Source organism: Neokomagataea anthophila (assembly GCF_018122595.1).
GTDB classification, from domain to species: domain Bacteria; phylum Pseudomonadota; class Alphaproteobacteria; order Acetobacterales; family Acetobacteraceae; genus Gluconobacter; species Gluconobacter anthophilus.
The window spans coordinates 46,515-62,517 of the sequence record NZ_JAGRQH010000010.1 but is presented as its reverse complement, the minus strand read 5'-3'; the positions used below and the strand labels follow the sequence as shown (position 1 = coordinate 62,517).

General features: G+C 51.4%; 16 protein-coding genes. 7 read left to right on the top strand and 9 right to left on the bottom strand.

What is annotated here, in order from left to right:
* The first annotated feature begins 2 nt into the window (after positions 1–2).
* Genes KB213_RS11065 through gspD form a run of 3 tightly spaced genes read left to right on the top strand, consistent with a single transcriptional unit; the run spans position 3 to position 4,051 of the window.
* Positions 3–1,013: a PilN domain-containing protein gene (locus KB213_RS11065; protein WP_211683116.1), complete on the top strand. Its 1,011-nt coding sequence runs from the start codon at positions 3–5 to the stop codon at positions 1,011–1,013.
* Between the two features lie 14 nt (positions 1,014–1,027).
* Positions 1,028–1,693: a type II secretion system protein GspM gene (gspM, locus tag KB213_RS11060; protein ID WP_211683114.1), complete on the top strand. Its 666-nt coding sequence runs from the start codon at positions 1,028–1,030 to the stop codon at positions 1,691–1,693.
* A gap of 6 nt (positions 1,694–1,699) precedes the next feature.
* Positions 1,700–4,051, top strand: coding sequence for a type II secretion system secretin GspD (gene gspD, locus KB213_RS11055; protein ID WP_211683112.1), 2,352 nt, complete (start codon positions 1,700–1,702; stop codon positions 4,049–4,051).
* A 96-nt stretch (positions 4,052–4,147) separates the two neighbouring features.
* Here gspD and gspG read toward each other — a convergent pair whose 3' ends face one another.
* Entirely contained in the window at positions 4,148–4,591 is a 444-nt protein-coding gene (gene gspG, locus KB213_RS11050) for a type II secretion system major pseudopilin GspG (RefSeq protein WP_249110516.1), read from the bottom strand.
* 143 nt (positions 4,592–4,734) lie between these two features.
* Here gspG and KB213_RS11045 point away from each other — a divergent pair, with 143 nt between their 5' ends.
* Entirely contained in the window at positions 4,735–5,145 is a 411-nt protein-coding gene (locus KB213_RS11045; protein ID WP_211683110.1) for a lytic transglycosylase domain-containing protein, read from the top strand.
* A gap of 50 nt (positions 5,146–5,195) precedes the next feature.
* On the opposite strand, the gene KB213_RS11040 is transcribed toward KB213_RS11045, so the two are convergent.
* The 5 genes from KB213_RS11040 to KB213_RS11020 all read right to left on the bottom strand — a co-directional run bounded on the left by KB213_RS11040 (position 5,196) and on the right by KB213_RS11020 (position 10,890).
* Positions 5,196–6,089 carry a hypothetical protein gene (locus KB213_RS11040; protein WP_211683109.1) on the bottom strand — a complete coding sequence of 298 codons (894 nt, stop codon included), beginning with the start codon at positions 6,087–6,089 and terminating at the stop codon, positions 5,196–5,198.
* A gap of 83 nt (positions 6,090–6,172) precedes the next feature.
* Positions 6,173–7,513: a cytochrome-c peroxidase gene (locus tag KB213_RS11035; protein WP_249110515.1), complete on the bottom strand. Its 1,341-nt coding sequence runs from the start codon at positions 7,511–7,513 to the stop codon at positions 6,173–6,175.
* Positions 7,514–7,517: 4 nt separating this feature from the next.
* Positions 7,518–9,332, bottom strand: coding sequence for a phospholipase C (locus tag KB213_RS11030; protein WP_249110513.1), 1,815 nt, complete (start codon positions 9,330–9,332; stop codon positions 7,518–7,520).
* Positions 9,333–9,539: 207 nt separating this feature from the next.
* The gene (locus tag KB213_RS11025) at positions 9,540–9,935 is read right to left on the bottom strand and encodes a hypothetical protein (RefSeq protein WP_211683107.1); all 396 of its coding nucleotides are present in this window, start codon (positions 9,933–9,935) and stop codon (positions 9,540–9,542) included.
* 37 nt (positions 9,936–9,972) lie between these two features.
* On the bottom strand, positions 9,973–10,890 hold the full coding sequence (locus tag KB213_RS11020; protein WP_211683105.1) for a LysR family transcriptional regulator: 918 nt from the start codon (positions 10,888–10,890) through the stop codon (positions 9,973–9,975).
* A gap of 131 nt (positions 10,891–11,021) precedes the next feature.
* Between KB213_RS11020 and KB213_RS11015 the strand changes: the two genes are divergently transcribed.
* Positions 11,022–11,729: a pirin family protein gene (locus KB213_RS11015; RefSeq protein WP_211683103.1), complete on the top strand. Its 708-nt coding sequence runs from the start codon at positions 11,022–11,024 to the stop codon at positions 11,727–11,729.
* A 52-nt stretch (positions 11,730–11,781) separates the two neighbouring features.
* On the opposite strand, the gene KB213_RS11010 is transcribed toward KB213_RS11015, so the two are convergent.
* On the bottom strand, positions 11,782–12,225 hold the full coding sequence (locus KB213_RS11010) for a phosphate-starvation-inducible PsiE family protein (RefSeq protein ID WP_211683101.1): 444 nt from the start codon (positions 12,223–12,225) through the stop codon (positions 11,782–11,784).
* Between the two features lie 23 nt (positions 12,226–12,248).
* Positions 12,249–12,551, bottom strand: coding sequence for a hypothetical protein (locus tag KB213_RS11005; RefSeq protein WP_211683099.1), 303 nt, complete (start codon positions 12,549–12,551; stop codon positions 12,249–12,251).
* A gap of 210 nt (positions 12,552–12,761) precedes the next feature.
* Here KB213_RS11005 and glf point away from each other — a divergent pair, with 210 nt between their 5' ends.
* On the top strand, positions 12,762–13,916 hold the full coding sequence (gene glf / locus KB213_RS11000) for a UDP-galactopyranose mutase (RefSeq protein WP_211683097.1): 1,155 nt from the start codon (positions 12,762–12,764) through the stop codon (positions 13,914–13,916).
* Positions 13,917–13,978: 62 nt separating this feature from the next.
* A complete protein-coding gene (gene galE, locus KB213_RS10995; protein WP_211683095.1) occupies positions 13,979–14,968 on the top strand; it encodes a UDP-glucose 4-epimerase GalE in 990 nt (329 codons plus the stop codon).
* A 144-nt stretch (positions 14,969–15,112) separates the two neighbouring features.
* On the opposite strand, the gene KB213_RS10990 is transcribed toward galE, so the two are convergent.
* Positions 15,113–15,994: a DNA/RNA non-specific endonuclease gene (locus tag KB213_RS10990; RefSeq protein ID WP_346266708.1), complete on the bottom strand. Its 882-nt coding sequence runs from the start codon at positions 15,992–15,994 to the stop codon at positions 15,113–15,115.
* Positions 15,995–16,003: the final 9 nt, after the last annotated feature.

The window sequence follows — 16,003 nt, the reverse complement described above, 5'->3', positions numbered from 1 at the left end:
GCATGAACGGGCTCCGGACGATCAATCACTTCCCGATGCTGCCTGTCTTCTTACGATGGTGGCGAGATCGCCTCAGCGAATGCTTACCTACCCGACTGAGAGCCAAACAAACCGAAACACTTTTGAACGTTTCAGAAGATGGTACGCTGGCACTCTCACCTCTTGAGATACACTCTTTGCCACGCCCAAAGCGCAAAACTTTTCTACACAACCCGCCACATACCGTATTATGCCTTCCCCCCGGCAGTATTCTAAAACGCCGCATCACTTTACCCGAAGCAGCCCGAACAGACCCGGCCCGAGCAGCTCATTATGAGCTTGATCGCTTAACCCCTTTTCAGCCGGATGATATCGTGTGGTCCCTAGACCCTACCCCACACCCAGCTCCGCCCGGCTCTATCGCTTTTGATCTTCTCATTGCCCCGCGCAGAACCTTTAATACAGCCCAAGAACAGCTTGCCGCACACGCACTGGCCCCAACACATTTACGGGCCACATCACGCCATTCATCTCACCCGATTACCTTACCGCTCAGCCGTACTATCTCCGCTAAACATCCACGCCATAAAGTCTTTACTCTTCTTGTCTTCTTGCTCTTACTGGCACCATTTCTTTTTCAGCAAATTCACCTCTTCCGCATCAATTCGGCTCTCTCTACTCTGGAGAATGGCCGTAGCCATGCTGAAGCACTTCAGCACCAAATCATGCTCACTCAACTTGGTCCACTCGCTGTTCAGAAAGAGGAGCAGCGCAATGGCATCCCCCTTATCACCTTACAAAACCTAACTGACGCCCTCCCAGACGACACATACCTCACCAGCCTACGCCTCCGTGGCCGCCAAATATCCCTTGAAGGCCAATCAAAAGAAGCTGCCCGCCTCATCGTCACCATGCGCCAAACGGGACATTTCTCGGATGTCGCTTTTTCTGGTCCCGTTCTACGCTCAGACAACCACCAAGCTGATCTTTTCTCCCTCACCGCAACCGCAACAAACGCCCTCGGGCAGCCCTGAGGCCCATATCCAGCATGACGCAAGCGCTTAAAAACTCCGCCCCAACGCCCTCTGCTCCGCTTTCCCAACTTCCTACCGGATCACGCGGCCGCCTTTACGCCCTCATCCTCGCCGGCGTCGTTGCTTTATTCATCGTTTGGTCCGTACAAACCCTCATCAGGACATTCGAGGACACGCAAGATACCATTGCCGCTCAAAAAGAACTTTTGGCACGCACCCAACGACTCATCAGCACCATTCCCCACTTGGAAAACCGTGCACGACAAGCCAACCTGCAAATGGCCCAAACAACCCCCTTACTGACCGCTCCCTCTGATGATCTTGCTCTCGCTCAACTCCAAGAAACCGTGCATACCCTGACAGATGCGCTCAATCTGCCCCTTACCAGCCAAGAGCCCCTCACACTGCCACGCAAAGATCATTTTCAAACCATCGCTTTACGGGTTGCCTTCACCGCCTCTTGGCCCGCAACAATACAATTCCTGTCCAGCCTTCAACAAACGCACTCACCACATCTCTTAACCGAAGACCTCCAAATCTCTACCGCCAGCGGCATTATGCCTGATGACGCTGCGGCCCATGGTCAGCCTGTCGATGTTTCACTCCTGATTGTCGCTTTACGCAGCCTCAACAAACCTACGCATATCTCACCTCACTCTTCCAACACTCAGAATTGGTAACGCCGCGTGACTTTTCTTCCCAGCTTTCGCGTCTCGTCATTTTCGCGCCGTATCGCTCTACGCTCCGGCACAGCTCTCGCCATTTCTGCGGCCATAATGGTCAGCGGGTGCACAGACGCCCCACGCACCCCAAAGCCCCTCCCCATCGCCCCCGGAGCTTACGGCCAAACTGCTTCCCCCCGCATTGACGGCCCAATTGAGCGCAACCCCGCAGCCCGAGGCGGTATCGTCAGCTATGGCCGCGCCTCTTCCCTCAATAGCAGCGAAGCAGACAACGACCGCAGCACAGGCGATATTTCTCTCAACTTCGCCGAAACCGATATTCGCTCCGCTACCGATCAAATCCTCGGCTCCGTGCTGGGCGTAAACTACATGGTGGACCCCGCCGTTCATGGTACCGTCACCATGCGTACAACCCGCCCTCTGCACCGTGATCAAGTGCTTAATGTTTTCCGCTCAGCCCTCGCTGGGTCGGGTGCCACACTCATCTATGAAAATGGTTTATATCGCGTTGTCTCTAACGGCTCCGCAGGTGGGGGCGGGCTTGGTGGCAATATGCCCGGCGGGAGCAATAGCGGCGATGATCAAAACGGAACGATCATTCCCCTGCGCTACACCTCTGCAGAAAGTCTGGTGAAAGCCTTACAGCCGATTTTGCGCAATAACGGCCACCTCGTCGCCGCACCTGGGAGTAATGCCGTCGCCATTTCGGGAGACCCCGCAACGCGCGCCTCTCTCATTGATATGGTGCAGGCCTTTGATACAGATGTTCTCTCTGGACAGTCTTATGCCATGTTCCCAACAGAGAGTGGCAGCGCACAAGAACTCGCCCAAGCACTACAGGCCGCATTAGCAACGAAAAAAGGCCAAGCCTTTACGGACCGTATTCAGGTCATTGCTATGCCGCGCGCAGAAGCAGTCATGGTCATTGCCTCTAACCCACGCTTCATTGACAATGCGCGCCGCGCCTTCACCACCATTGAAACACAACGCCGCCGTTCTGTCCGACGCTGGAATGTGTATTACCTACAAAATGGCCGAGCAAATGACGTAGCATATTTGCTACAACAAGCCTTTACGCCAGACCACGTCACCGCCACACCTTCGGCGAAGATGAACATCCCCAACAGCTCTTTTTCAAATAATAGCAGTTCGAACAGTACATCCTTGGGTATGGGCAATACCCAGCAAAGCAGCAACACCGGAAATTCACTGCTGGGCCAAGGCACCACCGGCAACAGTACAAATGACAATAGCAACAGCCAGAATGGCAGCGCCAATAGCAGCCAATCAGACAGCCTCTCAAACAATCCCCTACTCGGTGGCTTAGGCAATAATAGTAGCAGTAATAGCAACGATAATGCCCGCATCCGCATTATCCCAGACCTACAAAACAATGCCGTTCTTGTTTACTCAACTCCAGAAGAGAATGACTCCATCACGGCAATGCTTCGCAAAGTGGACATCATGCCTCTGCAAGTCCGCGTCGATGCAACTGTTGCTGAAGTAACCCTCAACGATAACTTACAATACGGAACGCAGTTCTTCTTTAAATCGGGCGGCGTGAATGGCGTACTGAGCAACGCCACCCAATCTTTGGGCACATCCAGCCTCGTCTCATCGGCATTGTCCAGTTCATTCCCCGGCTTCGTGCTCGGTGGTTCGGCCAGTGGCGGCGCACCTTTCGTCATTAATGCACTGCAAGCCGTCACATCCGTCCGTGTCCTATCATCACCAGAACTCATGGTTGTAGACAATCAACCCGCTTCGCTCATGGTGGGGGATATGGTGCCCTACCTCACCGGCTCCACGACGGGCGTGCTAACAGCAAACTCTACCGTCACGAATTCCATTAACTACCAACCTACCGGCGTTATCCTTCAAGTCACACCGCATGTGAGCAATGGCGGTTTAGTCACACTGGATGTCTCTCAACAAGTTAGCTCCGTAGCCTCCAGCACGACATCCACAGGCAGCGGTTCCATCAACAGCCCGACCTTCTCTCAGCGTCAAGTGACATCACGCGTGGTCATTGCCGATGGACAGACCGTCGGCCTAGCTGGCCTCATCTCAGACCGCTCTGAGCGTAGTAACCAAGGTATCCCTTGGCTCAAAGATATCCCCATTCTCGGCTTACTGGGCGGTACGCAAGACAATACCCGCACCCGTACGGAATTGCTGGTACTCATCACCCCTCATGTCATCCATAGCCAAGGGGAAGCGCTTTCTCTCACAACAGATTTAAGAGAGCGCCTATCGCATGCGGCCCTTACACCGGATGACCTTAATCATACACCCGCCACAGGCTCGTCTGACCCACAACACCGGGTGTTAAAATATGTCGGACTGCACGATTAAGCCCATATGGTTGAACTTCGGCAGGGATCCCCCCCTGCCGACCACGTCATATCAAGAGGCAGCTTCAAATGCCTTCCTTAAGGCCATTACTCTATTTTATGGATTACAAATTAACCCGCGATCTCCATCCGCACTACCATGTGGCCCACGTGAGCACAGATCATAATCCTTTCCTTCACGCTCTGACGGAGAACGATAAATATACGCATGATTCCAAGGGTCTAATGGAGAGTTCCCATCTTTCAAATATGGCCCATTCCACCCTTCTGCCGTTCCCGGACGATGAATAAGGGCATCCAGCCCATCTTCCGTCGTGGGATACGAACCCGTATCTAGCTTATACATATCCAATACAGAACCAATCCGAGCGATCGATTGCTTTGCAACAGAAACACGCGCATTGCCTAATTGGCGTAGCGCTGCCGGAGCCACCAGCCCAACCAACAAGCCCAAAATCGCCAACACCACAAGAATTTCAAGAAGCGTAAAGCCCTCATCATCTCGCGCTTCGGCCCGCATACGGTACGCTGACAATTTCATGACCGATCTTCCTTTTTCTACCATCCGAAGACTACACTTCGCATACGGTCGTAGCGTAAGCTACGTATCTGACGAGATCTTCACCCTACGACAGGATGCGCTTCTCTGAAAAGCCGCCCTGAATGCTTGCAAAGCGAAACATCATGCCCGCCCCTCTCTTCGCCTGTATGCTTGCTGCCGCTCTACGCTATCACATCCCAGAACGGGTTCTTCCTGCAATTTGGGAAGTCGAACATGGACATGCAGGCTCTATTCACCCTAACGGAGATGGCAGTTTTGATATGGGGCTCATGCAAATTAACTCTCTCTGGGTGAAGCCTCTGGCCCAGATCGTTAATATGACGCCAACCCAAACCGCCTCTCGCCTTGTCTCTGATAATTGCTTCAACCTCGCCGCATCAGCTCTCATTCTGCGGAGCTTTCTTAATGAAACACACGGAAATCTGATGCAGGCCATTGGGGATTACCACTCGCACACCCCCGAACTAAATCAACGTTACCAACATAAAATACTCGCAGAAGCTCAAAAGCTGTACGGTCCACACACCCGTTAAATCAGACGTTTCCACTGCACTTCAATAAACCGCACAAGAAAGCAAAAGAACTACTCTACCGGCACAGTTTCCCAGCGCATCACACGCCAAGGCTCTGGTTCAGCATCCGGCATTAAAACAATATTTGCCCGGCGCTTTTCCGCTCCTTGCTCATCGCGCACTAACGCTTCAACGATGACACTCACACCTCCACCTAGCGTCGGCGGCTGAGAGAGCCATTCAGAAGCTCCCGAAGTGCCGGATCGATTAAGGCGCTTTAAGGCAGCCTGAACCGCTGGCTCAGCTCCCGCACTAACTGGATATTGCATCTGAGATAAAGACACTGCAGGAGCAATACGCCGCACAATGCCCCACCCAACACCGGGTAAAGACGCCATATCATCCAAACTATGAAACGGCCCGTGCGTCACGACACACCCTGCCCCCATATCTGCTGGCACAAAAGAACCCGGCGGCGGTGCAGCTCCCAATAAAGGGTGACCACGCCACCCATATAATGCACTGGAAGCACGCTCTGCATCTGGTGCAGCTATGCCGCTACTTTCCATTACAGCCAGCAGTAAATCACGCGATATCACACTCGGATTGACCTGACCTCGCTCAAGATGAGCACGTATCATGACATGATACGGCCCGTCTTCACGCTCATGCCACGCCTCCAACCCCGCAGGAATATGCGGCGAGGCTAAGACCAACCCATATAGTTCTTGTCGAATGGCACTATCTGCGGCCAGTTCTAACGCTACATGCTTCTGGCGTGCACTCGCATCCACCACCATCGTACGGCCCTGCAACAACACATGCGTACCAATTAGTGCCAAGAAAGCGAGCGTCCATAAAACCAATAGCAAAGCAAAACCAGAATCAGCCTTCCGCCGCCCCTTACCCTGCCATACCTGATGGGACACGGCGCCCAATGCCCGAATAGAACGCCAAAAATGCAAGTACCGCCCCCTCTGACATGCTGCTTTCATGCAAAAGACCATGCCAGAGCATACTCCGCTCAACCAGTAGGCATACGTAAAATTCAGCGTCCTTCTGGCTGATCGGTTAATGTGGACAAGAACACAACAATCGCAGCACGATCCTGTTCCGTAAGCTGTGGCTTATCACCTTTTTTTCCACCAAAAGGCGCATCTTTACGGTCCAAATTCTCATGATACGCTTTTGGCAGATCATTGGGCTCCACATGGCCTTTTCCATAAAAATGCTCTGGCTCCACATCGCGTAACGCGTAAAAATCCAAAACATCGGGCAAAGAATGGAAAACACCATTATGAAAAAAGACATGCCGCGTGGCGCTATTGCGCAATGTAGGCGTTGTAAACATTCCACAATAAGCTGAAAGCGTTTTGCGTCCACCGGGCTCTCGGTCACAAACGCCAAGGTCATAATATTCAGCATTTTGGTTGCGCGTGATCGCCATATTGCGCGGCGCACCCAAAGCTTCATACTGGTGATCCGTAAATAATGGTGGCAAGCCTTCTGGCGTTGCCGTGTCTAAATGGCACGCAGCACAATTCCCACGAGCAGGGTCGTTAAAAGCTAAATACCCCTCCCGCTCTTGCGCTGTGAATTTGGCCTTGCCTTCCAGCCACGCGTCAAATTTGCTGTTGTATAAATGAAAACTTCCTGCCTCTATCTGGTAACGCGCCAGCGCAAAAAGGGCCTCATTCATTAACAAAGGCGGTGTTGTGCCCTCTGGAATTCCCGCCAGCACTCTCAATGTTTGCGCATAAGGTGCATGCGCTAAATGCTCCATGACATGCTGCGGCGTTGCGGCCATCTCATCCGCATCAAATAACGGCCCCTCAGCCTGTGCTTGCAGAGTATCTGCCCGCCCATCCCAAAAGAGCCCACCTTGCGGCACCATATTCGCTGCCGAAGACGCCGTATTTGTCGCGCTTTTAGAGCCGCGCGGCGCGTTACTCGTCGCCGTTGTATCGCTTAATGTTGGCGCTGTTTCCGAGACAGCATTATCCGGGCCAATACTAAAATTTGGACGCCGCTCCGCATAAGTCAGCGTGGGAATAGCGCGGCGCCCCTCCCGATTCAAACCGACCCCACCCAAAAAAACAGCTGCCTCTCCAGTCGGACCATAATGCTGATCAGGGGCATGACAGGAAGCACAAGACAAACGTCCTGACCCTGACAAACCCTTATCGTAAAAAATCGCTTTTCCGACTTCAGCCATCGCCGATAACGGGTGCTGATCAGGGCGATGCAACACAACAGGGCACGGGTTACGTCCATCCGCAGATGGCGCGCATTGCGCTGTGGACTGCGCGTTCGCAGCGCCACTCACCATCCCACAAAAAACAATGGTGCAGCTCCCTAAAAGCTGCACCATTTTCGCTAATCGTCGCATACAATCAGTTAAACAAAGCAATCAGCCATGAAGGCAGCAACCACGACAAGAAACCCGCAAGCCCATCTTGCGGTGCTGGTGGTGCTGGCGGCGTGTTGTCCCCACCTGCATCGTGATGCCCATGGTGTTCGCCATCATGTTTAATATCGCCCGTGTTCTCATCCAGAATAAGCGTTCCAGTTTGAGGGTTACGATCAAAATCAAACAGTTCATCCAATGACCCCGCACTGGCATCAAAAGATCCCTGCCCCAAACGCTTACCGTCTAACCAGTTATCTTCGATAAACTTCGGCACAGAAGCTTGAGAGGTTAACTTATGACCTACAAAGTTCGTCCGTGCCCATGGGGAAACAACAATCAGCGGCAAGCGTGTGCCAGGGCCACAACGCCCATTCACAGGCTTACCTGATACACCCTTCGGTGCTTCACCAGTACCGCATACGCCATTGGCACTCAGTTGATCAGCCGATGAAAAAGAACTGCGCGTCGGCGTCGTGTAAGCGTGATCGTACCAGCCATCGGAATCATCATAAGCAATAATAACCGCTGTATCTCGCCATTCCGGACGCTTCTGAATGAAATTAACCAATTTCACAACGCCAGATTGTTCATCCAACGGGTCAGAATACCCTGCATGCCCATCTTGGTAAGCGGGCATTTTAATGAATGAGACTGCCGGGAAGTTATGTATTTTTACAGCCGCGTAAAAATCTTCCAGATCATATTCATGATTAGCTGGTTCAGCCTGCTGAGAATCTGGCACAACACTATAGCCAACCGCGTGCATAGAGACAGGACGTGCATGCGTCGGGTTAGCCGTGGATGCGTAATACTGGAACCAATTGTGATGCGGGATATAATCCGCGACATTCTGCGAAACGACTGTCGAATATGTAGAGCGCTGGCAGCCCGTGGAACCATCCGCATTCACCGCACCCAAGTTGAAGCCGCCCATAAAGCCGCCCCATGTAATGCCACGTTGGTTCAAAAGATCACCAATATTACGGCTGGTCATGCTGCCTTGGTCCGTCTTTGATGAACAAACATCATAAGAAGGATCAATATCGTTGATCATCGTATAACCACCCTGCCCATCATCAGCGAAGGCAGAGGATTTTGTTGCTGTGGCGGGCTTCGCCGTCGTCATACGAATTTTCAGGCCATTTGTTTGGCCAGAAACGACTTCCAAAGCGCCCGGCGTTGATGGGCCATAAGTGTCACTATAACTATTATCACTCATGGCAAAGCGCTGAGCGTAATGCCAGTAAGCCGTTACGGTGTTACCGTCATAATATCCCAAGACCTGACCGGACGTACCAAACGCCCCGACACCACCGGAAGAACCGCGCCCTGTATAGAGCGGGAACAAATCCGCATTCCCGTTATCATAAGCGTGCTGCTCAGCGGTGTATGCATGATTTTGATCTGCCGTGCTGGCTTGCGAACGGTCCAGACGGAACGGCAATGCCGCACCAGCGCCATTGGCTGGGTTAGTATTCGGGTTTTGTGCTAAAAGGTTAGCTGAGCGCAGGTTGTTGACATAAGGCGTATGCTCAGCCGCCGTAAATGACGGCTCCCCCGTTGGGTTCGCAGCCTTTGGATATGTTCCAAAATAATGATCGAACGCTACGTTTTCTTGGTAGATAACAACAACATGCTTGATAGGGGTACGTGTAGGAAACGCCCGTGCATGATCATGATGCGCAATATCATCACCATCATTCTGCCAGCCAAAATCACCGTCGGCAGAGTGCACCACACTCGTACCAAAAGCGCTGAGCATCAACGCAGCAGAAAATGCTACTTTTGTCCGTTTCATAACCACAACAACCACCCCTCATATACAACACACAGAGCGATAATGCCCCTACACGCCCGCACAACCCGCGCGAATGATGCTTTCCCTACAATCTAGTTTCTCAAAATGCTTATGAATATTTTATGACCCCCGAAAATAAACCACACACAGTATAGAGACATCCTGACTTAAATATTTTTATAAAATTGAAATACACTTCTCTATTCATCAATTCCTTATTTCAACCTGCGGATGTCCCGATGAATATTCAGATTTAGGTACAATCCTACGCAGCACTCCCATACGCTCCAAACGCACTTCTAAGGGAGAGACGGCAACAACTGTCCAGCCTTCAAAAGTCCCTCCAGCATGCACACTTAACCCACCGAGTGTATGTGGGGTACCTGCAAATATTGCTGTCCAACCACCGTGGTCTCCAACCACCCCCGTAACCACCGGTAATTCATCATGTGACTGTTGGAGGATCTTTCCCCGCCTACTCGGATCAAATAAAGGACGCGTTAATAAACTACTTTGCTCTAACCCCATCATATCTTGCGCGAGCACAGGCTGCCCCGCCAATCCGTACAATAAGAGCATGCCCGCCATATAAAGCCGCATCATTAAACCCCGCCTCGTTTTACAAGATTCCACACCATAATCATATTTTTTGGGCCCATTGAGGCGTTTCGAGAGCATTCACCATATAATCCATAAAGGCTGTTACTCGTACAGGGCGCAGTGTGTTGCCAGATGTTACCAAATATAAGGCAATCTCTGCGGCTCCCCATTCCGGCAAAATATGCTCGAACCGACCATCCCGTAGACCTTCCCAAATCATAAATTCAGGAAACAGCCCATAACCTAAACCTGCTTCTAAAGCAGGCAAAAAGGCCTCTGCATTATCTGCGCGCATACGCGCCTGCTGCGCGAGAACAAACTCCCTCCCAGTCGCGGCGTGTTTTAACCGCAACGTTCCTGGCGCTGTCGTATTCGTATACACAAAGCTTTTTTGATCAGCGAGATCCCGTGGGTGCTCAGGCCTTCCTATGCGGTCAAGATAATGAGGAGCGGCAACAAGTAATAATCGCACCCGGCACAGACGCCGCGCACGCAAAGCTGAGTCCGCTAATGACGCAATACGTAACGCCACATCATATCCTTCTGCCACCAGATCGACGAGCGTATCACTAAAATCAACATTCACATCAATATCAGGATACTGCTCGAGAAATGCTGGCAAGAGTGGCGCAAAATGCTTAACACCAAATGTCATAGGAGCCGCCACACGGATCAACCCTGACGGGCGCAACGTTCCACCTCGTGCCTCATTCTCCGCGGCCTCTGCCTCCGCCACAATACGGTTTGCGTGACCGACCAATGAGCGCCCCATTTCGGTCAAAGACATTTGCCGCGAATTACGATTAAAAAGAGCTACGCCCAAAGATTGCTCTAAGCGGCTAATAGCTTTTGAGACTGTCGGCTTAGACAAATTGAGTTCATCAGCAGCCCGCGTAAATGAACCCCGTTCGGCGACCTTGGCAAAAATAGCCCACCCTTCAAAATCCGGTAATCGCATTATCCAGCCGCCTCATGCCAAAATGAAAAATTAAGAAACCATGACTTTCCTTTATTTCTATATAATGCCTCAAACTCAATAACTATCTTTCATCACAGACAAAGACCACTGCTTTTGACAGGAGATCCATCATGATCGAAGTTCGCTCTTTTAATTCACTCGGCCATGCTAACCACGGCTGGCTAGATGCCAAACATCATTTCTCATTTGCCAGTTACTTTGATGATAATCGTATGCACTGGGGCGACCTACGTGTCTGGAATGACGATGCCATTGCCGCAGGCACCGGCTTCGGCACCCACCCTCACAAAAATATGGAAATCATCACTTATGTCCGTGAAGGAGCCATAACGCACGAAGATAGTCTAGGGAATAAAGGCCGAACAGAAGCTGGAGACGTGCAAGTCATGTCAGCCGGGACCGGCGTATATCACAGCGAGTACAACCATGAAGATATCACCACACGCTTGTTCCAGATTTGGATTTTACCAAATCGCAACGGCCACGCGCCGTCCTGGGGTACGCGTACTTTCCCAAAAGGAGAACGCGCCAATCAGTTCGTCACACTCGCATCCGGTCTTAATGAAGATACAGATGCTCTCACTATTAACGCCGACGCTCGCGTTGTTGGTGCAACCATCCGTAAAGGTGAAACGGTTGAATATCCTCTCGGCAAAAACCGCCTTGGGTACCTCGTCCCAGCCACTGGATCGGTCGAAATTGAAGGGACCATCGTTCATACACGCGATGGCGCTGCTATCTCCGAAACAGAAACTCTCAAAGTCACGGCGCTCGAAGATACTGAAATCGTGCTCGTAGACACAATTTACCAACCATAATCACGAAAATACCGCTAGGGTATAAACTCTAGCGGTATAACAACATCAATTTTTATGGCGTTGCGCTTTTATTACGCACCAACCAATACACGACGCCTAGCGCCAAAACTGCACCAGAAAGCGCAACCATTTCCGGCACATTAATGCCATTCAGGTCTAATACAATAAATTTACGGACAGTTGCCATCATACCAATAAGCAGCACTGAACGCATACGCGTCATACTATGTGTCTGCGCTTCAGGGAGCACCAGAATAGAATGTTTAAACTCTAAAGCGATCAATACCGTGAAAAACAATCCAAACAATGACTGCAAAACATCCGGACTCGTGGGGTTGAGGCCCGTGTGGATCAGCATTCGCCCAACAGCAACCACGACATGAAACAGCCCAACACAAGCCACCAAAGAAATGCTTACCGTCAGAATCAGCATGGCAATTTCTTCAAAATAATCAAAGGCTCGTGCAAAAAGTGCGAAGCCAGGAAGACTCTTCATCGAAGTATAACTCTCATAAATACTTAGTTTAAACGCCAGCAGCGCGATGTTGGCACACCCCCTACCGGGGCTGGGCTAACATAACAAAGAATAACTTTCCTCTTAAAACGCAGAGTGACCTCTGGTCCCTCCTTCCCACCAGCCACCAACAACACAACAGCTCCCTGATTCAACATTTCAGATAAAGACTGCGGCACTGGCTCCAGCACAGTAGGCCAGGCCAAAGCATTACCCGGAATCTTAGCCCCCTCTTCCGGTAGCCAACTTTTCTCCTGCGCACTGATCCCCCCAACACTTCCGACGAACAGCAGCACAAGTCCAATCACGCTCCTAACGCACACACCCCACCCCCTAAACTTATTATTAACTTTACTTTTCTTGGTAGGACGGTAGCACACTCCCACGCAGAGAGAAGCCTCGGCTACCTTTACAAGGCATGACGAAAAACTTAATGCCCACAAAAAGTAGGCGCTTAAACAAGCACCGAGCGGCACATGGGGTACATCTTCAGTACGCCACAACCATAGGGGACACGGATGAAGTTTTGTATTGTTGGCGCAGGGTTCAGTGGAGCCGTTGTTGGTCGTCATTTAGCTGAAAAGGGACACGACGTTCTTCTTATAGACGAACGCCCTCACCTCGGTGGTAACTGCCATACCTCGCGCGATGACAAAACCGATGTCATGGTTCACCATTACGGTCCGCATATTTTTCATACCGCGCATAAACATGTGTGGGATTACATCCAACAATTCGGCACGTTCCGCCCCTATGTGAACCGCGTCAAAGCGATCTCAAAAGACGAAGTCTACACACTTCCCGTCAACCTGCTGACCATCAACCAATTCTTCAACAAAACCATGGGCCCCGATGAAGCGCGTCGTTTCATTGAAGAAAAAGCTGACAAGTCCATTACCGAACCCAAAAATTTTGAAGAACAAGCTCTCTCCATGATTGGGCCTGAACTCTATCACGCTTTCTTCCGTGGCTATACACGTAAGCAATGGGGCCTCGATCCAACCGAACTCCCAGCATCCATTTTGAAGCGCCTCCCCTTACGCTTCAACTATGACGACAATTACTTCAACCACCCCTATCAAGGCATTCCAGAAGACGGATACACAGCTCTCGTGGAGGGTATTATTGACACCCCACGCCTTGAACTACGTCTGAACACACGCTTTGAAGACGTTCGCGCACAGGAAAACTTCGATCACGTCTTTTACACCGGCCCAATCGACCGTTATTTTGATTTCACCCATGGCCGCTTAGGTTATCGCACCCTTGATTTTGAACGCTTCGACGCTGAAGGCGATTATCAAGGAACAGCCGTTATCAATTATTGCGATGAAGATGTGCCTTTCACACGCATCTCCGAGCACAAGCACTTCGCTCCATGGGAAGCATCTGAGCTCGAAAAAACCGTCTGTTTCCGTGAGCATAGCCGCCTCGCAGAACCGGGAGACACACCGTACTATCCAATCCGCCTGACGACCGAAACGCGGATGCTGGAAGACTACATTTCCCTTGCTGAAAACTCACAAGGCGTGTCCTTCCTCGGGCGCCTCGGCACCTATCGCTACCTCGACATGGATGTCACCATTGCTGAGGCTATGGCCGCATGCGGAAAAATCGATCAACACATCGAAAATAACACTGCAATTCCGCCATTCTTCGTCAACCCTCGCTAATCGCGAGGGGCGACCCCACAGCGTAACCGCTTTGCCATAACATCACTGAAAGCTATCCAAACATGCGTTATCTTGTGACGGGTGGAGCCGGGTTTGTAGGAAGCCATGTTGCGCTCACCCTGCTAGATGCTGGCCATGACGTTGTTATTCTCGATAATTTGAGCACGGGCCACCGTGCGGCCGTTCCCCCCGGCGCACAATTTGAGCAAGTTGATCTGCTCAATACAGCAGAAGTAGAACGCATCGTGTCACAAGGACCCTGGAATGCGGTGCTGCATTTTGCTGCCCTCTCTCTCGTTGGCGCCTCAATGGTAGAACCGTACCATTATCTACGCCAAAATACGCTCACATCACTTAACTTAATCGAAGCCTGCACCAAATACGGCGTTAAACGCTTTGTATTTTCCTCCACTGCTGCCCTCTTCGGCGGTGACGACCGGCCACCGCCAATCGCAGATGACGCCCTTATCGACCCCGGGTCCCCCTATGGTGAGAGCAAGTTCTTCATTGAACGCGCGCTCCTTTGGGCTGACCGCATCCACGGTATGCGCCACGCCTGCTTGCGCTATTTCAATGCTGCTGGCGCAGACCTGCAGGGACGCCTTGGTGAAGACCATCGCCCAGAAACACACCTCATTCCACTCACTATTGACGCGATGCTTGGCCGCCGTCCGCCCCTAAAGCTGTTCGGCAATGACTACCCAACCTCTGATGGCACCTGCATCCGTGATTATATTCACGTTGCCGATCTCGCTGATGCCCATATCCGCGCTATTGATCAACTAAATGACCGTTCGGTGACCTATAACCTCGGCAATGGCCAAGGCTTTAGTAACTTAGACGTTATTCAGAGTGTTGCTCGCGTTTCCGGGCGTAATGTCCCTTGGGAATGGGCCCCACGCCGCGAAGGTGATCCCAGTGTTCTCGTAGCCGATTCTTCACGCATTCGCCGTGAAACAGGTTGGAACCCACAATTTGGTGATATTGATACTATCGTCGAGACCGCCTTACGCTGGCGCGTTGATCACCCTAACGGGTATGATATCTCCTAACTTCCCACATTAGTAAGAACAGTGTCCCCAAACTCAAAAGTCTTCTTTTTCAATCAGAAAAAGAAGACTCTCTATAGTCCAAGATTCAAACAATCAGCGCTCCCCAAGCCCCACATATTCGGAACCTTCCCTCACTACACACCATCAATGCGGTACCAAAGCATGCAAAAGTGACTTGAGTGCCTTTTGCGCTGCCCGCGTCCCCCATTCTTTGAGTAATTTATGACTATCCGGCCTATGCGCCATGGCATAAGGGCTTTGGCGAATAGGTGGCATCGAAAAAACCGTTGCCTTTATATTCGGCGCCAGTGCTGGAAAAGGGTCAATACCAACTAAAGCTGTCAACATCGCAACAGACGTTATCTTACACTGCGGTGCTGACGTATTTGTACAGACATATGCCCCCGTTCCAGGCCCGGCGGGATCATACACCGCTTTCCACGTAACATCTGGAACAGGAATATGCCCCACTCCAATCGTGACGGGCATATGCTCAGGATTATAGCCCGGCCCGGTCACGACAAAGAGCTCCCCCTCTTGCTCCGCCCAACCGCGCACAGCACTTTCTACCCCCTCCCACGGCCCCCGATTTAGCTCAGCCGTTTGTGGTACAATATTAGACAGTAGAAAAGATTGAGACTGTGCATCACTGCCGGGCTCATCACCACTCGGCGTCATATGCCCCCGATCAAACCCAGCATCACGATAATCTAGCAACCCAGCACCTGCAGAAATAGCCAAACGATCATCCGGTCGGAAATCATTTAACCTCGGCGTTTGGCGTGCAATCTCAACATTCTCTTCGGTCAAATCTTCCGCTGACCATAGCGGCCCTTTTGTTTCTGGTGAGGCTTGAACAGCATACTCGTCATTACACAGCACAACACCGCTATGGAACATTGCTCCAGCCAAAATAACTGGCGGACGCCCCCCAGCAAAAAATTGCGTGCATGACGCAGCAGAGACAAGCCCAGGCCAATAAACCCAACACCCCAGAGCCACGAATAGACACCGCACAAATTTCACAACTGCCCC